Raw genomic sequence first — 21354 nt, 5'->3', positions numbered from 1 at the left:
TAGGGATGATTAAATTAGATGGAAAATAACAATAAACTATATCTATTGCCTTTGATGCTAGCGTGTACCAATTTTGCGCAAGCGGGCGAGAGTAACCGATTAACATTAAAAGATATCTCTTTCATAGAGCAAAGCCTAGCTCTTCCAGTTGCTGCAAAAAACGTTACGATTTCAAAGACTGGTCAATATTCCCTCGAGACCCTGTCGGTTTCAGAGCAACAGCAAGCTTCCAAATCAGCGACCGCTAGCCAACGGACTCATACCAAGTATCAGCAATTTTATAATGGAATTCCGGTATGGGGGCATCAAGTTGTAGTGCATCGTAATGCATCGAATCAAGCATATGCTTTAAATGGAAAGTTGAGCTCTGGTTTAGAGGAAGATTTGAGTTCGCCAAATTTGAATTTCTCTGCTTTGATAGAGATCAAAGCTGAGTTACAAAACGCCTTACTCGCTCAAGCTAAACAAGAGTTTGGTATCGGGGTCGATGCTTGGGTATCAGATTCATCGATTAAAAAATATATCTACTTAGATGAATCTGATACTGCATATCTAGCTATTTATTATAGCTTTCAGGTGCAAGATCATGAGGGCAACATTGCCCGACCAATCTTTATTTTAGATTCCGTTACCGGAGCAGTGTTAAAAACTTGGAATAATTTGCAGCATGTAGATGCTAGAGGTCCGGGTGGTAATGCAAAGCTTGGTCAGTATGAATACGGAACAGATTACGCCGCTATGTCAGTATCTCAGGTGGCAGCTGACTGTTTCTTAGAAAATGATAATGTTCGTACGGTAGATCTTGAGCACGGTAGTAGCAATACTGAAACATTCTCATTTGCCTGTGATAGAAATACCCATAAAGAGATCAATGGGGCTTACTCTCCATTAAACGATGCACATGCCTATGGCACTGCTGTTTTCGATATGTATAACACTTGGTATGGCAGGCCGCCGCTATCATTTAAGTTACTCATGCGTGTTCATTATGGTAACTCATATGAAAATGCATTCTGGGATGGTACTTCGATGACTTTCGGTGATGGTGCTAACCGCTTCTATCCCTTAGTTTCTCTCGATGTTGTCTCCCATGAAGTGAGTCACGGCTTTACTAATCAGAACTCAAACCTTGTGTATTCTGGCCAATCCGGTGGCATAAACGAAGCCTTCTCTGATATGGCCGGGGAAGCCGCCGAAGTATTTATGCGCAGCAGCAATGACTGGCTTGTGGGCGCGGATATAACTAAGCAGACAACAGCGCTCAGGTATTTTGAAGACCCGACACTAGATGGTAATTCTATTGGCCATGCCGCTCACTATTACCCTGGCATCGATGTTCATCATAGTAGTGGTGTCTTTAATCGAGCCTTCTTTCTACTGGCTAATAAAGCTGGCTGGGGAGTGCAAAAATCTTTCGAAGTTATGATGGACGCTAATAGCAATTATTGGAGCGAATCTGCCGACTATATCGATGGGGCCTGTGGTGTAATTAGTGCTTCAATGGACCTAAGTTATAATGGCTTTGATGTCATAGATGCTTTCGAACAGGTTGGAGTTGTGTGTGACAACTTACCTTTTATCGATGAAGACCTAGATGGCATGGATGATTTCTGGGAGCAAGATTATGGACTTGATAACACGGATCCTAATGATGCCAGCTTAGACTTGGATGGTGATGGTCTAACTAATCTTGAAGAATATACAGCACAAACAAATCCAACATTAGTTGATACCGATGGCGATAACTTAACTGATGCAGAAGAGGTTAATATTCATCATACGGATCCTTTAGATACAGATTCAGATGATGATCTAATACCCGATGGTTGGGAGATTCAATTTACATTGAATCCTCTAGACACTACCGATGCCGCCTTGGATCTCGATGGTGATACTTACTCTAATTATGTAGAATTTTTGATGAGTTCAGATCCTTCTGACGCCGCTTCTATACCGGATGTGATTAGTGATGTGTTTTTTTCATTCGAAGATAATCAACTTCCTACTGGCTGGAGTACCTCTGCCGATGCCAATTCAAGTTGGGTGACGGGGAGTGATTTCGCTATGGATGGCTTGTATTCCCTTAACTCGATGGATATTGGGCATAACGAGTTCACAGACATAAGTTGGAATGGATTATTTAACGACGGCTTACTATCTTTTTATTTTAAGACTGATACTGAGTCATTTTATGATCGGCTAGAGCTAGTTATCGATGGTGTCGTCGTATCCCACTGGAGTGGTCAACAGGCATGGGCTCTGCACCTGATAAGACTGGACGAGGGCATGCATACCATAGGTTGGAAATACAGCAAAGATGGCAGTGTTTCTAGGCAATTGGATACAGTTTGGATCGATAAAGTGCGTTTTAGCCCACTCGATGAAGACGCCGATTTAGATGGTATGCCAGATCTATGGGAAGAGTTTAACTCCTTAGATATGAACGATGACTCGGATGCTGGGCTAGATCCAGATGGTGATGGCTTAACCAATTTAGAGGAGTTTATTGCTGGTACCCAGATTAATAACTCTGATACAGATGGCGATAGATTACCAGATGGCTGGGAAGTTGAATTTGGACTTAACCCTAACAGTTCAGATTCAGATTCAGATAGCGATGGTGATGGATTTTCTAACTATGAAGAATATATCACAGGTTCTTCACCTATAGATTCTGCATCATTTCCTGCAATATATACCGATCTTTTCGAATCATTTGAAGGAGCTAGCATTCCCCCAAATTGGAGCTTGCTGAACTCTGGAGTCGTCAATTGGGAACTATCGACAACAGAACATAATGATGGTTTGCAAAGTTTGGCTGTTCAAGGTGTGAGTGATGATGCGGTAGAAGTCGCACTTAGAGGGCAATTCTCCGCAGGGTATCTGGTTTTTAATTACAAACTAGAGACTAATTCAACCTGCTGTTTAAATGCCAATGTACAAACATCTAATGGACAATATTGGTTATATTCAAATTCTGAATCTGAATGGCAGACTAAGGTCATTCAGATTGTTGATGGGGTTGATAGCTTAAGATGGTCTTATTCAGGTACCGATAGTTTGCATGGTATGTGGATAGATAATGTCCATTTAGTTACTGAGACTTCTCTGGGAGATTTTGATGCCGATGGTATGTTGGATTATTGGGAATTATTACATGGTCTCAATATAGATGATGCATCTGATGCCGGATTAGATCCAGATGATGATGGCTTGTCGAACATTGAAGAATTTACTCTGGGTACCTCCCCTATAGATAATGACAGCGATCACGATCGAATCCCCGATGGCTGGGAAGTTGCTTATGGCTTAAACCCGTTAGATTCTACCGATGCCCAGTTAGACGGTGATAACGATGGTTTTTCGAATTATCAGGAATATCTGGCGGGTACTTCACCTATTGATATTAATTCAACTCCAAATGTTTACACTGACCTTTCCGAATCTTTCGAAGGTGCTGATATACCGCTAGGCTGGGAGTTAGTGAATACAGCTCAAAATAATTGGCATGTATCGGCTACTCAATATAGTGAAGGACTACAAAGTCTCAATGTTGGCGGTGCTACCCTCGAGGCTATGGAGATTAAACTGAGCGGATTATTCTCTAATGGTTATCTGGTTTTCGATTATAAACTAGAAACAAATAATCTTTGCTGCGCTTCGGCTCGAATTCAGAATGGCTACCAGGGCTATAACCTGAATACCAACTCAGATACCTGGCAAACCCAGACTATGAGAGTGTATGAAGGAATATCGAGTTTTGTGTGGTCCTTCGAGGGGTCTGAAGGGGAGCATAGTTTATGGATTGATAATGTACATCTGGTAACAGAGAGTTCTTTATCTGACTTCGATAATGACGGAATGTTGGATTATTGGGAGCTAGTTAACCAGCTTAATATCAGTGATGCTAATGATGCTAATTTAGATCCAGATCATGATGGTTTAACTAACCTTGAAGAGTTTATTGCTGGCACTAGAATCACGGATGCAGATACCGACAACGATCAAATCCCCGATGGTTGGGAAGTCGCTTATGGCTTAAACCCGTTAGATTACTATGATGGACAACTCGATAGTGATGGCGATGGTTATAGCAATTATCAAGAGTTTCAAACCCAATCAGACCCAACAGATCCTACGTCTACACCTGAGGTCTTAGCCGATTTAACTGTCACTTTTGAAGATAATCAAATCCCTGAAGGTTGGATACAACCCGATACCGCAGATGCAGGTTGGGAGTTATCTCAAGCCCATGCTAGCCAGGGACAATTTAGCCTAAAGGCACAGGCAGTTGGCAATAACCAGAGAGCCCAGATTGAATGGCGAGGCCTGTTTGAGGCTGGTTACTTGTTATTTGATGCCAAGGTAACAGGCAGTCGTTTCAGTGTTCTCATCGATGGCAGACCGCAGTTATATATAAATAGCGCAAATGATTGGGCCCCTCAAGTAGTGCCTATCTCTGCTGGTGTTCATACCATCAGGCTTGAATACCAAAAGTATGTCAGCGGTGATGCTAGCGTATGGGTAGATAATATAAGGTTTGGTTTAATCGAGAACCTGGATTCCGATGGTGATGGGATTCCTGATTTCTGGGAAGAACAAAACGGTACAGATATCTCTGATGCATCGGATGCATTACTCGATAATGATGGTGATGGCCTGAGTAATTTACAGGAGTATCAGATAGGTTCATCGATTTATAGTACAGATACTGACTATGATGGAGTGATGGATAGCGAGGATGAGGCACCGCGAGATGCTAGCGTGGGTTCGATCCAATCACCTACTTTCAATTTGGCCGCCTTGCTGACTTTAGAAGCTCAAGGTCCACTGACCTCAGTTGTTATCCCTGATGCCATGGTCAGCGATAATGGCTGGTTACCGCTTCAAGTTACCCATAATCTAGATTCTGAGTTACCTATTGGTAGCTATGAAGTTACCTGGACTGCCGTTGATTATTTAGGGAATAGATCCTTTGCTAGTCAACAACTTGAGATTAGAGACACCTTACCGCCAGAGATTTATCTAGATGCATTATATGAAATAGATAGTCAGGGAATATTGACTGACATTGCTAATATACTGGATTTGACTGCATTCGACTTAGTGGATGGTGATATCAAGGCTAATCTTGTTGTGCTGGAGTCGTTAAATTCTGGCCTGCATACATTAGTGGCCGAATCAGTCGATAGCAGTGGCAATAGAGGTGTTGCCGAGATTCAAGTTGCGATAAAACCACAAGTGTCTCTACAGCTAAAAGCAGAAGCCGAAGCTGGGAGTAAAGCAAGATTAAATGTGTTGTTGACAGGCATCTCTCCTTCTTACCCTGTTGAGGTGAGTTATAAAATTGAAGGATTAGCCGAGACGTTATTTAATTCTGTATCTATTTCTGAGGGGCAATATGGTCATGTTGAGGTGGATTTACCTGCAGATCTAAGTGCTTCTCAAGCTATAAATCTGACCTTGGTAGAGGTGACTGGTGCAGTATTGTCACAAAATATTCAAGCTCATGTGGGTGTAATTACAGGTAATGTAGCGCCAGTGATATCGACTCAGCTAGTACAGGCAGGTCGCAGGGTGAGTGTTATTCAGCCTGACAATGGACCTGTGACCTTGAGTGTAGCAATAGATGATCTTAATACTAATGATACTCATGAAGTGAGTATCATTAGTGCAGACTCTCTATTTGCAGTAGTAACTTCTGACTCTAATACTAGTGTGGAATTTGATCCTTCTGTTTTAAATGATGGTCTCTACTCGGTCTCTATTTCTGTATCTGAAACCAATACTGCAGATATTAAGCAGAGTGAGCTTATGATAGGTATTATTGTTTCTAATCTAGTGCCTGACTTAGGCGATTCAGATTCAGATAAGGATGGTATAAGTGATGTCGAGGAAGGTTTAGCCGATAGTGATGGAGATGGTATCCCAGATTATCTGGATAATGACAACAGTCCAATTCGTTTACCCATAGCGGATAATTCACATGTCATTTTAACCAGTAGTTTTAGTGAGATTAAGCTGAGTAAATTAAATATATTAGCTCATGGTCTGAATGCTAAAACTGCCGAGCTAGCTAAGGATAATTTCTCTATAGCTAATATTGCTACTAATGACATGAGTCTTGTTAAGACTAGAGCGACCTCTAAACTCAAGCTGTTTACCCAAGCAAGTGCTGATGAAAATCAGACGGACTTTGTCAGCTCTGTCTTTAGTGTTGAAGTTTCTATACCTAGCTCTGAATCGTCTGCTTATTTAATTGTACCTTTACCGTCTGATTTGACTATGCCCGCAGATTCATATTTAAGGGTTTATACATCCAATGGTGAGTGGCTGGATCTCTATCCAGATGCACATAATCAATTTTCTTCGTCAAAGTTAGACGCTACAGGTAACTGTCCTAACATGGCATCTACAGATTACATAGATGGATTAAATGAAGGTGATGAATGCATAAAGGTTAACATCGCAGATGGTGGTGTTTACGATTCTGATGGCCTGATAAATGGTTACGTTGAAGTGACAGGGGTTGTGACTTCATCTCAGCTCAATCGTATCCCAACAGCGGTATTTTCTGCGCCAGACAGTGCCGATGAGTTAGCGACACTGCGAGTCGATGCATCTGCTTCATTCGATCTCGATGGAGATGAACTCACCTTTATGTGGCAGCTACCTCAGGATGTTGCAATTCAATTGGTAGAGATATCCCCAGGTGTTATTGACTTGTCATTACCTGAGGTGAATGCAGATCAGAGTGTGGAAATCATACTCACGGTTAGTGATGGTAAGCTAGAGGTGTTGAATACAGTAAGCTTCACTATTAAAAATAAAGTCAAAGAAGCTGAGCCTGAAGTAAAGCCAGACTCTTCATCCGGTGGAGCTATATTTGGTTGGACTATTATTTATCTCTTTATAGTGTATCTAGTTCGATTAAGACGGGTGAGATACTCATCTTAATCTGATATCAACAGAGCCCCGTAAGGGGCTTTTTTATGGGTATAGATACAGATCTTAGTACACAGAGCATAAAGATATATCTGTCTTTTAGCAGCAATCAGCTTACCGATACCTTAATAGAATTGATTGCCCTTAATGGCTAATAAGTCAGGCTGCTGTTATCAATATTTAGTTATATTACCTTCAGAAAGGCCGCAACTATCGGGTCGTCTAATTTGTTATTTCTACAACAACAGCCGAGTTCGAAAGGGGGGATGTCTATGGGGGTGGGGATTATCTGAATACGATCCCGTACCGGGCTGTTACTGATCACTATCTCAGGTGTAATACTTACTCCACATCCTAATGCCACCATAGAGGCTATCGCCTCTTGTCCCGAGACCTGGGCATAGATGTTGGGAGTCAGACCCAGCTGCTTAAACCAGTTGTCGATACGTCGTCTTCCCGGACCATGTTCAGGCACGATAAAGGGTAGGCGGTCCCAGGGGATATAAGACTCTGTTAATAATTCCTGAACCTGACAGCGATATGTCGGCGCTATGATGACCAGAGGGATGTCATCTATCTTAGCGAAGTGTAGATTTTCGGGGAAAGGGTCCGGCAGGGCGGCGATGGCGATATCGACGCGGTTATTTTTGACTTCACTCACTGCGTTGGCAGCATCACCTGTGGTCAAGGTTATCTCAACCAGGGGATGCTCACGCCTGAAGCTATCGAGTAGCCCAGGTAGGTGGCTATAGGCTGCGGTCACCGAGCAGTAGAGGTTCAATCTACCCCTGAGCAGATCTTGCTTAGGATCAATCTTAGTCTTGAGTTTGGTCCAATGATCTAATGTCTGCTCGGCAAAGTGACGATATTCAACGCCGGCGCTGGTCAGGGTTACACTGCGGTTATCTCGGCGGAAAAGCTTGGCTCCGACCTCATCTTCTAGCCTCTGCATCACCCGACTCAAGGTCGAAGGACTGACATGCATGGCTTGGGCGGTTCTGGAAAAATGCAGGCTTTCCGACAGGTGCAGGTAAAGTTTGATCGTTTTTATATCCATTTTGACCTTATTGCAATGCAGGGGCAGAGCTAATCAGTGTTGCAATAAATGCAATGCAGTATCCCGAATATATCATTTTAAGCAATTATAATCATGGGCTATAGTGAACTCAATTACTGCTCCTGCACATAAACAGTTAAGTGCTTCGAGTGACTCCCCTATATTTCAGACCAGAAGGTGGTATATCAGATGGCTAACTATTTTAACTCTCTGAACTTGCGTCAACAATTAGAACAGCTGGCTCAGTGCCGTTTTATGGATCGTAATGAGTTCAGTCAAGGCTGTGACTTCATTAAGGGTTGGAATATCGTTATTCTGGGTTGTGGTGCTCAAGGTCTAAACCAGGGCTTGAACATGCGTGACTCTGGTCTGAATATCGCTTATGCACTTCGCGCCGAGGCGATCCAAGAGAAGCGTGCTTCATACCAAAAGGCTACAGGCAATGGTTTCCGTGTCGGTACCATCGAAGAGCTTATCCCTGATGCCGATCTTGTACTTAACCTGACGCCGGATAAGCAGCACACCAATGCCGTTAGCACAATCATGCCATTGATGAAGCAAGGTGCCACTCTGTCTTATTCCCATGGTTTCAATATCGTGGAAGAGGGTATGCAAGTTCGCGAAGATATTACAGTCATCATGGTTGCTCCTAAGTGTCCTGGTACTGAGGTACGTGAAGAGTATAAACGTGGTTTCGGTGTGCCGACTCTGATTGCGGTTCACCCAGAGAATGATCCTAAGGCTCAAGGTTTCGATATTGCTAAGGCATATGCCAGTGCAACCGGTGGCGACCGTGCGGGTGTGCTTCACTCATCATTTATTGCCGAAGTTAAGTCTGACCTTATGGGTGAGCAAACGATTCTCTGTGGCATGCTGCAAACTGGTGCCATCTTAGGTTATGAGAAGATGGTTAGCGACGGTGTCGAGCCTGGTTATGCGGCGAAACTAATTCAGCAGGGTTGGGAGACAACCACAGAAGCACTCAAGCATGGTGGTATTACCAACATGATGGATCGTCTGTCTAATCCAGCTAAGATCCAGGCATTCGAAATGGCTGAAGAGCTTAAGGGCATTCTTGCTCCTTTGTTCGAGAAGCATATGGATGACATCATAGGCGGTGAGTTTTCTCGCGCCATGATGGTCGATTGGGCCAAGGATGATGCAAACTTGCTTAAATGGCGCGCCGAAACTGGTGAAACTGCCTTCGAAAATGCTCCTGTTAGCGACGAAGATATCGATGAGCAAACCTATTTCGATAAAGGTATCTTCCTTGTTGCCATGATCAAGGCCGGCGTCGAGCTTGCGTTCGATACTATGACTTCTGCCGGTATAGTCGCAGAGTCGGCTTACTACGAGTCGTTACATGAAACACCACTTATAGCTAACACCATTGCACGTAAGCGTCTCTATGAGATGAACGTGGTTATTTCTGATACTGCCGAATATGGTTGTTACCTGTTTAATCATGCCGCTGTGCCTATGTTGCGTGACTATGTCAACGCCATGTCTCCGGAGTTCCTAGGTCGTGGACTAAGCGACAGCAGCAATGGTGTCGATAACCAACGCCTGATCCAAGTTAATGCCGCTATTCGTGGTACTGGTGTTGAGAAAGTGGGTGCCGAGTTACGTGGTCATATGACGGCTATGCAGCAAATTGTCGAAGAGAAGTAATCACTCAACAAATGCTGAGTAAGCCCGGATACTATGCTGGGCTTACCTCAAAAAATAAGATAAACAAGAACACATAAAAAGTTAAGCATTGAATAAAGATATAATTTTAAGATTGAGGCTAGGCTAAAGAAAAATTCAAAGGATCACTTTGATGTATCGTTTGAATAATGAAACTAAGTGTTTCTTCTCGTAATAAGGTTTTTGTTGTGTTTTTTATTGGCTTTGTGGTATTCATTAATGGTCTCGCGACCTTAATCAGAAGACACCAGATTCAAGCAAACTAATTAGGAAACAGTCAAAGCATGTTAAATCAGCTAGCCCTGCTCATTATTGAGATTATTACCGTAGTGATTATTAGATCACGGCGGGGGGCTCCCATGGCGCATCGACAAACCTGATTAGGTAAAGATTGCAACTAACCCCCCGCTCCGAAAGGACCGGGGGGTTTTTCGTTTAAAGCCCGACTGATAAAAATGCAAAAAAGGCTTTACCCTACAATATTGGACCCCATAAGGTTCGGCACAGAGTGAGAGATGCAGATGGAACAAGGGCAGACACAGCAAGCGAGTTCTGAAGCAGAACAAGCACAGAGTGGGCAGATGATGCGTGGCGCAGACGCCGTGATCAAGGTACTAGTCGACCATGGTGTGACTAATATTTTTGGTTATCCCGGTGGCGCTATCATGCCTATTTATGATGCGCTTTACGGTGCGCCAGTGGAACACCTATTGAGTCGTCATGAACAGGGCGCCGCGTTCGCGGCCTTAGGCTATGCTAGAGCGACAGGTAAGACAGGAGTGTGTTTCGCGACATCAGGACCGGGAGCTACCAACCTGGTGACCTCGTTAGCCGATGCCTTGCTTGACTCGGTTGCGGTTGTAGCCATCACAGGTCAAGTATCTACCGCCGTAATTGGTACGGATGCCTTCCAGGAGATCGATGTTTTAGGTATGTCGCTGTCGTGTACTAAGCACAGTTTTATGGTGACAGACATAGACCAGCTGGTTCCCACTCTTTATAAGGCGTTCGAGATAGCGGCTTCTGGGCGTCCGGGTCCTGTGTTGGTGGATATTCCTAAAGATATTCAGATTGCTATGTTTGAGTACTTTACTCCGATTCAGGAGAAGTACCCTCAGCCTGAAGCTGAGGCCTGCAAGCTCGACGATGCATTGACTCTGCTTAAACAAGCCAAAAAACCTATGCTCTATGTGGGTGGTGGCGTAGGTATGGCGAGAGCCGTACCTCAATTGCGTGAATTTATTAAGCTGACAGGTGTGCCTTCAGTGGCAACCCTAAAAGGTCTAGGTACCATAGAAAAAGAGACCTCGGGTTACCTCGGTATGTTGGGCATGCATGGTTCTAAGGCAGCCAATATTGCCGTTCAGGAGTGTGATCTACTCATAGTGGTTGGTGCTCGCTTCGATGACAGAGTTACCGGTCGTTTAGCCTCCTTTGCTGAACACGCTAAGGTGATTCATTTAGACATAGATGCGGCGGAACTGGGCAAGCTACGCCTGCCAGAAGTCGCCATCGCCGGTGATTTACGTCAGATATTGCCAGTATTGGCCACTGAGTTGAATATTGCTCCCTGGCGCGAAGAGGTTGCGCAATTGAAAGCCGACCATAAGTGGAAATACGATCGCCCCGGTGAACTCATATTCGCCCCCGCCATGTTGAACCGCTTAGCCGATAAACTGCCGCAAGATAGTGTGGTGACTTGCGATGTTGGCCAGCATCAGATGTGGGTAGCTCAGCATATGTGGTTCCGTAATCCAGAAGATCATCTGTCCAGCTCGGGTCTTGGGACCATGGGCTTTGGCCTTCCTGCTGGGATCGGCGCTAAGGTGTCCCGTCCCGATGCGACCGTAGTCGTCGTTTCCGGCGATGGCTCGTTTATGATGAACGTTCAGGAGCTCACCACCATTAAACGCCGTAAATTGGCGGTTAAAATTTTGCTAATAGATAACCAGAAACTGGGCATGGTGAAGCAGTGGCAGCAGCTTTTCTTCGAGGAGCGCTACAGCGAGACAGACCTTTCCGATAACCCGGATTTTGTCACCTTGGCATCGGCATTCGATATTCCTGGCCGTACTATTACCACCACAGCTGAAGTGGAAGAGGCGTTAGATCACCTAGTGAATTGTGAAGGTCCCTACCTGCTCCATGTGAGGATTGATGACGCTCACAATGTTTGGCCACTGGTCCCACCGGGTGCTAGTAACAGAGACATGATGGAAGAGATGGATAAACAGACTTAAAGCACAATGCAGGAAAGAAAAGAACAAGTGGATAGGGAGTAGAGATGAGTTATCAATTGAGTTTAACTTTAGCGCAGCAGCCTGAAGTATTGGAACGTGTATTGAGAGTGGTACGTCACCGCGGCTTTAAAGTGATCAAGATGGATATGCAGTTAGACGATGAACAAGGTGTTCGACTGGCTATGCATGTCGAGAGTGAGCGAGCCATAGAGCTACTGACCAATCAGCTAGACAAGCTTTTCGATGTTATCGATTGTCGGGTACATGCTTAAGGCCTATAGCTACTGATGGTAAATTATTAGATTAGCGATAATAACAAAGTAAACAGCGAATGCCTGTTGCAGTGAATATTGAAAGAGAGTGAGGAAATAGATATGACCGCGAAGAAAGCAGAGTTTATATGGTTCAATGGTGAGATAATACCTTGGGGTGATGCCAAGGTACATGTGATGTCTCACGGCTTACATTATGGCTCTTCTGTCTTCGAAGGGATCCGTGTCTATGATACTCATCTAGGTCCGGCGGGATTCCGTTTAACCGATCATGTTCAGCGTCTGTTTGATTCGGCTAAGATCTATCGTATGCCAATCCCCTATACACATGATGAGCTTATGTTGGCTTGTCGTGACAGCGTGCAGAAGAATGGCCTTAATAGTGCCTATATTCGTCCGCTGGCCTTCTACGGTGATGTAGGCATGGGAATCACCCCACCTAAAGATGCTGTGTGTGATGTCATGGTTGCAGCTTTCCCTTGGGGAGCCTATCTAGGTGAAGACAGTATGGAAGCTGGGGTTGATGTAGCTGTGAGTTCCTGGAATCGTCTCGCACCCAATACCATACCTACTGGCGCTAAAGCCGGTGGTAACTACTTATCATCTATTCAAATTTCCACCGAAGCCAAACGTAATGGTTTCGATGAGGGTATAGCCCTAGATGTCAACGGCCTGGTCAGCGAAGGTGCTGGCGCTAATCTGTTTGTGGTCAAGAAAGGTAAAATCTATACACCGCCAGCAACCGCTGCCATTTTGATGGGCCTGACCCGAGATTCCATCATCATCCTGGCTCGAGAGAAAGGCTATGAAGTGGTTGAAGAGGCCATGTCTCGTGAGTTCCTCTATCTCGCCGATGAGATATTTATGACGGGCACCGCGGCTGAAATAGTACCTGTACGTAGCGTCGACAGAATCGATGTTGGTACCGGGAAACGCGGCCCCATCACTAAATCGATTCAGGAGAGCTTCTTCGGCCTGTTTACCGGTGAGACCGAAGACAAGTGGGGTTGGTTGGAGGTGCTTTAAAAGAAGCTTTAAGCCATAAGTTTTAAGTGACAAGCTAATAGGAAAGGGTAATGAGCAAAGTTAATATAGAGGCTCATTAAAGGTAAAGTTCTAGTAATATTTAAACTCATCAGAGCCAGCTGGAACAGATAAATTATAATTCTACAGTTGCTTACAGCTTACAGCTTACAGTTTGCAACTTGTTAAAATAAAAGGACAATCGCAATGCCTAAATTACGTTCAGCTACTAGTACCGAAGGTCGTAACATGGCCGGAGCTCGCGCCCTATGGCGTGCTACCGGCGTCAAAGATGGTGATTTTGGTAAGCCAATCATTGCGATTTCTAACTCCTTTACTCAATTTGTACCCGGTCACGTGCACCTTAAAGATATGGGCTCCTTAGTGGCTGGCGCCATCGAAGAAGCTGGCGGAATAGCCAAAGAGTTTAATACTATCGCGGTAGATGATGGTATCGCCATGGGTCACGGCGGCATGCTTTATAGCCTGCCTTCACGTGAGCTTATTGCCGACAGCGTCGAGTATATGGTCAATGCTCACTGCGCCGATGCCTTGGTGTGTATCTCTAATTGCGACAAGATCACCCCAGGCATGATGATGGCGGCTCTTCGCCTCAATATTCCGGTGATCTTCGTCTCCGGTGGTCCTATGGAAGCGGGTAAGACTAAGCTTTCGGGTAACATCATCAAGCTGGATCTAGTGGATGCCATGGTGGCGGGCGCGGACGATCGCGTATCGGACGAAGACAGTGAGAAGATTGAGCGTAGTGCCTGTCCTACCTGTGGTTCATGTTCTGGCATGTTTACCGCTAACTCGATGAACTGTTTGACCGAAGCCTTAGGCCTATCTCTGCCGGGTAACGGCTCTATGCTTGCAACTCACGCCGATAGACGCGATCTTTTCTTAGAGGCGGGTCGTCGCATCATGGATTTGGCTACCCGTTACTATAAGCATGACGATGAGTCTGCTTTGCCACGTAATATCGCTAACTTCAAGGCATTCGAGAATGCCATGACCTTAGATATCGCCATGGGTGGTTCCAGCAACACAGTATTGCATCTGTTAGCGTCGGCCCATGAGGGAAAAGTTGATTTCACCATGGCTGATATCGACAGACTATCTCGTCTGGTCCCCCATCTGTGTAAGGTTGCACCTTCGACTCCCAAGTATCATATGGAAGATGTGCATCGCGCCGGCGGCGTCATGGGTATCTTAGGCGAGCTAGATCGAGCAGGTCTTATTCATAACGATGCCTATCATGTGGCGGGGGCAAGTCTGAAAGATGTGCTGGCCAAATGGGATATCGCCCAGAGTAAAGATGAGGCGGTACATAAGTTCTTCTCGGCAGGGCCAGCTGGTATTCCCACTACTAAGGCTTTCAGTCAAAGTTGTCGCTGGGATAGTGTCGACGATGACCGTGAAGGCGGCTGTATCCGCAAGCGTGAGTTTGCTTTTAGTCAGGAAGGCGGCCTAGCTGTACTCTCAGGTAATATAGCCATAGATGGCTGTATCGTTAAAACAGCTGGCGTGGATGAAGAGAATCATACCTTCATCGGCTCGGCCCGTGTGTTTGAGAGCCAGGACGATGCCGTTGCCGCTATCTTGGGCGGTAAAGTGGTAGCCGGTGATGTGGTAGTTATTCGCTACGAAGGCCCTAAAGGTGGCCCAGGTATGCAGGAGATGCTTTATCCCACCAGTTATCTTAAGTCTCGCGGCCTAGGTAAGGCTTGTGCACTTATCACAGATGGTCGTTTCTCCGGCGGCACTTCTGGCCTGTCTATCGGTCATGTTTCGCCAGAGGCTGCCGCTGGTGGCACTATTGGCTTAGTTGAGACAGGTGACAGAATCGAAATAGATATTCCGGCGCGCACGATCAAACTCGCTATCAGTGATACTGAATTAGCGGCTCGTCGTACTGAAATGGAAGGGCGTGGTAAACAAGCCTGGAAGCCAGTGAATCGTGAACGCTCAGTCTCTCTGGCACTTAAGGCCTACGCCTTGCTTGCGACCAGTGCCGATAAAGGCGCGGTGAGAGATGTCACCATGCTGGAGGATTAATATGTCGGCAGTAGACACAAAATCTAAGTTAGATCTGGCTCATTATTATTTGCAGAAAACCTTATTATCTTCTGTCTATGATGTGGCCAAAGTCACGCCTCTATCTAGTTTGAATAAGCTGTCGGCCCGCTTGGGTTGTCAGGTGTTCCTCAAGCGTGAAGATATGCAACCTGTGCACTCCTTCAAGCTACGTGGTGCCTATAACAAGATATCCCAACTCACTGCCGATGAGTGTCAACGTGGGGTTGTATGTGCCTCTGCGGGCAATCATGCTCAGGGTGTAGCCATGTCGGCTGCAGCCCGTGGCATAAGTGCGGTGATTGTGATGCCGGAAACGACTCCGGATATCAAGGTCGATGCGGTTAGGCGTCTCGGCGGTGAGGTGGTTCTTCATGGCCAGTCGTTCGAGCAGGCTAATGCCTATGCTCAGGAACTTGCAGCTGCAGATGGTCGCGTCTATGTGGCGCCATTCGATGATGAGGCTGTGATCGCCGGACAGGGCACTATTGCCCAGGAGATGCTGCAGCAACGAAGGGACTTAGAAATCGTCTTTGTCCCTGTGGGTGGTGGCGGCCTGATCGCCGGTATTGCCGCGTTTTATAAGGCTGTGATGCCTCAGGTTAAAATTATTGGGGTCGAACCGGAAGACTCAGCTTGTTTAAAGGCTGCATTAGAAGCTGGCGAGCGTGTGGTATTACCGCAAGTTGGTATTTTTGCCGATGGTGTTGCCGTTAAGCAAATTGGCGCCGAGCCATTTAGGCTGGCCCGTGAATATGTCGATGACGTGATAACTGTAAGTTCGGATGAGATCTGCGCCGCAGTGAAAGATATCTTCGAAGATACCCGTGCCATAGCGGAACCTTCCGGAGCCCTAGCGCTGGCAGGCCTGAAGAAATATATGGGTGATGCAGGAGAGGGGGAGAAAGTGGCCGCTATTCTTAGTGGTGCCAATGTTAACTTTCATAGCCTGAGATATATCTCCGAGCGCTGTGAGCTTGGGGAGAAAAAAGAGGCTATTTTAGCGGTTAAAGTTCCCGAACGTCCGGGTGTCTTCCTGCGTTTTTGTGAGTTACTAGACAAGCGAGTGATGACTGAGTTTAATTATCGCTTCAGCAGTCGTGATAAGGCGGTGGTTTTTGCTGGGATCCGTCTAACGGAAGGTCAGAGTGAGCTGGATCAGATCATTGCAAGATTGGAGAGTGATGGCTTCGAGGTGCAAGACCTCTCCCATGATGAGACGGCGAAATTACATGTGCGCTATATGGTGGGCGGTCATCCGCCAGAGAAGCTAGATGAGCGTCTATTCAGCTTCGAGTTTCCTGAGCATCCTGGTGCCCTGTTTAAGTTTCTGACGACCCTGCAGAGTAAGTGGAATATTAGTTTATTTCACTATCGAAACCATGGCGCCGCTTTTGGCCGCGTCTTGGCTGGCTTCGAGGTTCCCGAATCCGATAACCAGGCATTCCAGCATTTCTTAACCGAACTAGGCTTCGTCTATCATGAAGAGACCCAGAGTCCGGCTTATAAGCTCTTCTTAGATAATCGAGACTAGGCTAGTTTTGAAAAGAGAGGCGGCGAAGATACGCGTCTCGAAGTGAAATACTTCGAATGCTAGAGTCGAAGCGAGTCTCTGAAATAGCTAATAACACTGAGGACGCCAATGCGTCCTTTTTTTATGTTATCTTTTAAACGCTAGTTTGAATTTGGATGTTAAGTAATCAGTATTAGTCTTAAGTCCACGTGTATCTTTAAGAGAAGGCATTTTCGAGGAAGTAATATGTTAGCAGCACCTAGTATCAATGCGTTTAATCCCCCACGTAGAACCTTGATGGGGCCTGGTCCCTCGGATGTCTACCCTGAAGCCTTAGCGGCTCAGGCACGCCCCACTATCGGTCATTTAGACCCTCTATTTATCGCCATGATGGACGAACTAAAGGCACTTATTCAGTATGCCTTCCAGACTAAAAATGAGATGACCTTAGCCGTGTCGGCGCCAGGTAGTGCAGGCATGGAAACCTGTTTCGTTAACTTGGTTGAGGCGGGGGAGAAGGTGATTGTTTGTCGCAACGGTGTATTTGGTGATCGAATGCGCCAAAATGTCGAGCGCGTCGGAGCCATAGCTGTGATGGTCGATAATGAATGGGGAGAGGCGGTCAGTCCTGCCGATGTAGAGGCGGCATTAAGGGATCATCCGGACGCTAAGTTTCTGGCCTTCGTTCATGCCGAGACTTCTACCGGTGCTCTGTCAGATGCTAAAACCTTGTGTGCCTTGGCGAAGCAGTATAATTGTTTATCCATAGTAGATGCCGTGACCTCAGTTGGCGGTGTCGAACTTAGGGTTGATGATTGGGGCATAGATGCCATCTATGCCGGCAGCCAAAAGTGTCTATCTTGTGTGCCAGGGCTGTCGCCTGTGTCGTTTTCTCCAGCTGCGGTTGAGAAGATTAAGAGTCGCACCACCCCAGTGCAGAGCTGGTTTTTGGATCAGACCTTGGTCATGGGCTATTGGAGTGGCAGCGCCGATAATAAGGCCAAGCGCAGTTATCATCATACCGCGCCTGTTAATGCGCTTTATGCCCTGCATGAGTCTTTGCGTTTGCTGGCTAATGAAGGTTTAGAGGCTTCTTGGCAACGTCACGCCGATATGCATCAGGTGCTCAGACAAGGTCTAGAGGGCTTAGGGCTTAAATTTGTGGTCGAAGAGGCTTGTCGCCTGCCTCAGCTAAACGCCGTCTATATTCCGCAAGGAGTCGATGATGCAGATGTGCGTAAGCAGCTGTTGGAAAATTATAACTTAGAGATAGGTGCAGGCCTAGGTACTCTGGCTGGTAAGACCTGGCGCATCGGCCTGATGGGATTCGGTGCTCGCCGGGAGAATATCGCGCTTTGTCTTAAAGCCTTGGAAGAGGTTTTGAACTAGCCGCTATCTGCTTCGATAAAAAAACACCCTCACGGGTGTTTTTTTATTTAATAATCAGAACAGATTGCTATAAACCATCAAATACCAACTCAGCTCAATGAACCCAAGCCAAGATGATACTTCAAACTTGTTATCTGACAAGCCACCAAATTTAGATTACTGATTGAATAACTGGATAATGATCAGTGTGATCAAAGCTGGGCAGACAAACTTTACATAGTTAGGCCATATACGCCAGAACAGACTATTACTATCTACGTCTTCCTGAGCTTGGATCTCTTTCAATAGATCGTTGCGTTGCCATACCCAGCCTAGATAGATGGCGATACCCAGAGCTATGAGCGGCTGAGCTCTCTCTGTGGTTAGGGTGATCATAAAGCTAAATAACTGGTCAAAATACATGACGACAGTCAATGATAAGACCATGACTAAGGCTCCTATGAAATAGGTGGCCTTGTTGCGACTCATCTCTTTTTTCTCCATCAGGTAGCTGGTGGGGACTTCGACGATAGAGATAGCCGATGTTAGGCCTGCGATAGTCATCAAGATGAAGAACACGAAGGCTAAAATATATTGTAAGTTACCACCTAAGGTATCGAATAGCGCAGGTAACACGGTGAAGACTAAGGTATCAGAATTTAGTAGGCTGCCATCTTCGGCGAAGATCTGTACGCCGTTATGCTGAGCCACATACATGGCTGGGATTATCATTAGGGCTGCAAGGAAGGCAACACTTGTGTCCATTAGGGTGACATAGGCGGTAAGTTTACCTATGTTCTCTTCTTTATTCAGGTATGCGCCATAGACCATCATGGCTCCTGTACCTATGGTCAGCGAGAAGAAGGTTTGTCCTAGGGCTCCGATGAGTACATCACCATTCCAGATCTGCGAGAAGTCCGGAACGAGTAATATTTCAAGCCCTGTCATAGCACCGGGTAGCGTCAAGATATAGACAACACCTAAGACTAAGATGCCTAGCAGTAGAGGCATTAATCGTTTTGACCAAAGCTCGATGCCTTGCTGTACTCCCTGACGTATCACATAGATCACCATCAAGATGAAGATGCCTGTAGACACTAAGTTTCGTGATAGTGAGAAATCCATCAGCCAGGCGGAGGCCTGTGAGAATCCCAATATATCCGCTATCGGCGCTAGGGAAAAACTGACAAACCAGCCGGATAATATGGTGTAGAAGGTACAGATCAGGGTCGCGGTAACGATAGAGGTGAAGCCGATCATTTTACCTATGGTTCGGCTTACTGGGCCCGAGCCTATTTTTCCCATAGCATCGGCAGGGTTAGTCTGGCCATGACGACCAATCATCAACTCGGCGACAAGCATGGGATAACCTAAGATGACAATAAGCACCAGGTAGACTAAGAGGAATGCGCCTCCGCCATGTGTTGCGGCTTGTGTTGGAAATCCCCAGATATTACCGACACCGACTGCGGATCCTGCGGCGGCCATAATGAAGCCTAGTCTTGAGCTGAAATGATTTGTGTCTGCGGAACTCATGGGTATCTCTCACTTTTTGATGAGGACGCATCATAGTCTTTTATTTTTGCGGGTCAATGGGGGTTTATATCAATCAAGCTTGTATTTTGGACATAATATATCGTTAACCTAGTGACAATTGGCTGTTTCAATTGTTTTTTTAGCCTCATGAGAACTAATATTGCTTTAGGTCTATCTGTATCCTGTGATACGCAAGAATATTGCGTATTCAACTTTATTCATTTTTGCGATCGACAAGGGGTAAATTAGCTGGTCTCTGGCAATGGAATGCTGGTTTGGCTTTTCACTTGCTTCAATACGAAGCAGGAATGGACACCGGCTATATGAGGATGTGTGGTGAGTTTATCCAGTAGAAACAGTTTGAACTGGTTCATGTCTGCTACTAATACTTTCAGTTGGTAATCGGCATCGCTACCTGTAAGCAGGCAGCACTCCTGTACCTCGTCATATTCACTTACCTTAGCCTCAAACGATTCCAGAATATCTTTCGCGTGTTTGTCTAATCGTACCTGTACATAAGCCGTGAGTGATAGATTAAAATGTTCGGCTGAGAGTATGGTGGCATAACCTGAGATAAATCCTGACTCTTCCAGAGCCTTCACTCTGCGAGAACAAGGTGAGGGCGATAAACCTACCCTTTCGGCGAGTTCCTGATTGGAGAGTCGCCCTTGGCTCTGTAGTAAGCGTAAGATATCTAGATCAATTTTGTCGAGTTGCAGTTCTGCCATAGGAAGCTCATTGGTGTTTAGGAAAGAGATCCATCCAGATCTTGTCACTAATGATATCTCATTCTAACAAGCTGTGGTTAGCCAAAGAGAAGTATTCATCTCTTTGGCATTGCTATGCTACTGATTCTTTTTAATCAGCTGTGGCACTAGCTTAGTCGACATTGACCAGATAAAAGGAAAGGTCTTGTGGATAACCAATAGACTGATAAGTCCGATTACTCCGCCGATGAGAGTAGAGGCGAGCACATCTTGACTCCAATGCATTCCTAATAGCATTCGGCTGAATCCAATGGCAATACTCCAGCAAAAGAGCATTCCGGGTATCCATAGATTACCTGCTAGTAGGAGGTAATAGCTGGCGACGATGGTCAAGGTGATGGCAAATAATGTGTGTCCCGATGGAAAGGCAAAGCCAACCTCATGTTGCCAATGTTGCTTAATTAATGGAGCTAATGTCAGTTCAGTATTGGCATGTTCAATTCGATTGACTGCCGTGGTCATCTTTTCTTTGCGCTCAACTTTAGTGAGAGTGTAAAAGCTATCGGTATTAAGCAGGTAATGCTGTTCTAGCCAGACCGCATTGGGTCGAGCCTCGCTAAAGTAAGGCTTAAGGTAATGATTGAGTCCGAGTGTGGCACACATACTCAGCGAGATTGCGAGGAAGAGGCTAAAAAATCTTGAGCGCTCCAATCTCTGATAGCCAAGCAGTAACACTAATAACACGGTCGCGACGCCATAGGGAGCCGTTCCGGTCGACGTTATCCAAAATAGTGTTTCGGCCGCAAAAGAGTCGAGAGCTAGCCAAGGAAATAGAGATAGGTCAGAGACAAACAGTATACCGGGTATGATGAGCAGGATTAACCAGCCAATCATAATAGGAAATTGCACGGAAGACTTAAAGGAGAAA

Annotated in this window: 12 protein-coding genes; 8 read left to right on the top strand and 4 right to left on the bottom strand. The window is 45.7% G+C overall.

Features of this window, described 5'->3' with window-relative positions; translation table 11 throughout:
- Positions 1-18 precede the first annotated feature (18 nt).
- Positions 19-6957, top strand: coding sequence for a M4 family metallopeptidase (locus SVI_RS18275; protein ID WP_013053136.1), 6939 nt, complete (start codon positions 19-21; stop codon positions 6955-6957).
- Between the two features lie 172 nt (positions 6958-7129).
- Here SVI_RS18275 and ilvY read toward each other — a convergent pair whose 3' ends face one another.
- Complete coding sequence (gene ilvY, locus SVI_RS18270) at positions 7130-8002, bottom strand: HTH-type transcriptional activator IlvY (RefSeq protein WP_013053134.1); 873 nt, start codon at positions 8000-8002, stop codon at positions 7130-7132.
- Between the two features lie 189 nt (positions 8003-8191).
- Here ilvY and ilvC point away from each other — a divergent pair, with 189 nt between their 5' ends.
- The 7 genes from ilvC to SVI_RS18235 all read left to right on the top strand — a co-directional run bounded on the left by ilvC (position 8192) and on the right by SVI_RS18235 (position 18204).
- The gene (gene ilvC, locus SVI_RS18265; RefSeq protein WP_013053133.1) at positions 8192-9673 is read left to right on the top strand and encodes a ketol-acid reductoisomerase; all 1482 of its coding nucleotides are present in this window, start codon (positions 8192-8194) and stop codon (positions 9671-9673) included.
- 602 nt (positions 9674-10275) lie between these two features.
- Positions 10276-11931: an acetolactate synthase 2 catalytic subunit gene (ilvG, locus tag SVI_RS18260; protein WP_013053131.1), complete on the top strand. Its 1656-nt coding sequence runs from the start codon at positions 10276-10278 to the stop codon at positions 11929-11931.
- Positions 11932-11975: 44 nt separating this feature from the next.
- On the top strand, positions 11976-12203 hold the full coding sequence (gene ilvM / locus SVI_RS18255; protein ID WP_013053130.1) for an acetolactate synthase 2 small subunit: 228 nt from the start codon (positions 11976-11978) through the stop codon (positions 12201-12203).
- A gap of 102 nt (positions 12204-12305) precedes the next feature.
- Positions 12306-13229 (top strand): branched-chain amino acid transaminase, encoded by a 924-nt coding sequence (locus tag SVI_RS18250; protein ID WP_013053129.1) that lies wholly within the window; start codon positions 12306-12308, stop codon positions 13227-13229.
- A gap of 204 nt (positions 13230-13433) precedes the next feature.
- Positions 13434-15284: a dihydroxy-acid dehydratase gene (gene ilvD, locus SVI_RS18245; RefSeq protein ID WP_013053128.1), complete on the top strand. Its 1851-nt coding sequence runs from the start codon at positions 13434-13436 to the stop codon at positions 15282-15284.
- Position 15285: 1 nt separating this feature from the next.
- Positions 15286-16836, top strand: a complete 1551-nt coding sequence (ilvA, locus tag SVI_RS18240) for a threonine ammonia-lyase, biosynthetic (protein WP_013053127.1) — start codon at positions 15286-15288, stop codon at positions 16834-16836.
- A 225-nt stretch (positions 16837-17061) separates the two neighbouring features.
- Positions 17062-18204 carry a pyridoxal-phosphate-dependent aminotransferase family protein gene (locus SVI_RS18235; RefSeq protein ID WP_013053126.1) on the top strand — a complete coding sequence of 381 codons (1143 nt, stop codon included), beginning with the start codon at positions 17062-17064 and terminating at the stop codon, positions 18202-18204.
- Positions 18205-18360: 156 nt separating this feature from the next.
- Here the strand turns inward: SVI_RS18235 and SVI_RS18230 are convergent, their stop codons facing one another.
- From SVI_RS18230 to SVI_RS18220, 3 genes are all read right to left on the bottom strand, one after another.
- Entirely contained in the window at positions 18361-19719 is a 1359-nt protein-coding gene (locus SVI_RS18230; RefSeq protein WP_013053125.1) for a sodium-dependent transporter, read from the bottom strand.
- A 245-nt stretch (positions 19720-19964) separates the two neighbouring features.
- Positions 19965-20447 (bottom strand): Lrp/AsnC family transcriptional regulator, encoded by a 483-nt coding sequence (locus tag SVI_RS18225; protein WP_013053124.1) that lies wholly within the window; start codon positions 20445-20447, stop codon positions 19965-19967.
- A 117-nt stretch (positions 20448-20564) separates the two neighbouring features.
- Positions 20565-21320 (bottom strand): phosphatase PAP2 family protein, encoded by a 756-nt coding sequence (locus SVI_RS18220; RefSeq protein ID WP_070108873.1) that lies wholly within the window; start codon positions 21318-21320, stop codon positions 20565-20567.
- Positions 21321-21354 lie beyond the last annotated feature (34 nt).

Source organism: Shewanella violacea DSS12 (genome assembly GCF_000091325.1).
Lineage (GTDB): Bacteria > Pseudomonadota > Gammaproteobacteria > Enterobacterales > Shewanellaceae > Shewanella > Shewanella violacea.
Note: the sequence above shows the minus strand (reverse complement) of the source record. Positions and strands in the feature narration are given on the sequence as shown.

What these genes read in the sequence shown, in the direction of transcription:
- SVI_RS18275 (WP_013053136.1), top strand. Translation starts at nt 19, where the DNA reads ATGGAAAATAACAATAAACTATATCTATTGCCTTTGATGCTAGCGTGT.
- ilvY (WP_013053134.1), bottom strand. Translation starts at nt 8,002, where the DNA reads ATGGATATAAAAACGATCAAACTTTACCTGCACCTGTCGGAAAGCCTG.
- ilvC (WP_013053133.1), top strand. Translation starts at nt 8,192, where the DNA reads ATGGCTAACTATTTTAACTCTCTGAACTTGCGTCAACAATTAGAACAG.
- ilvG (WP_013053131.1), top strand. Translation starts at nt 10,276, where the DNA reads ATGCGTGGCGCAGACGCCGTGATCAAGGTACTAGTCGACCATGGTGTG.
- ilvM (WP_013053130.1), top strand. Translation starts at nt 11,976, where the DNA reads ATGAGTTATCAATTGAGTTTAACTTTAGCGCAGCAGCCTGAAGTATTG.
- SVI_RS18250 (WP_013053129.1), top strand. Translation starts at nt 12,306, where the DNA reads ATGACCGCGAAGAAAGCAGAGTTTATATGGTTCAATGGTGAGATAATA.
- ilvD (WP_013053128.1), top strand. Translation starts at nt 13,434, where the DNA reads ATGCCTAAATTACGTTCAGCTACTAGTACCGAAGGTCGTAACATGGCC.
- ilvA (WP_013053127.1), top strand. Translation starts at nt 15,286, where the DNA reads ATGTCGGCAGTAGACACAAAATCTAAGTTAGATCTGGCTCATTATTAT.
- SVI_RS18235 (WP_013053126.1), top strand. Translation starts at nt 17,062, where the DNA reads ATGTTAGCAGCACCTAGTATCAATGCGTTTAATCCCCCACGTAGAACC.
- SVI_RS18230 (WP_013053125.1), bottom strand. Translation starts at nt 19,719, where the DNA reads ATGAGTTCCGCAGACACAAATCATTTCAGCTCAAGACTAGGCTTCATT.
- SVI_RS18225 (WP_013053124.1), bottom strand. Translation starts at nt 20,447, where the DNA reads ATGGCAGAACTGCAACTCGACAAAATTGATCTAGATATCTTACGCTTA.
- SVI_RS18220 (WP_070108873.1), bottom strand. Translation starts at nt 21,320, where the DNA reads ATGATTGGCTGGTTAATCCTGCTCATCATACCCGGTATACTGTTTGTC.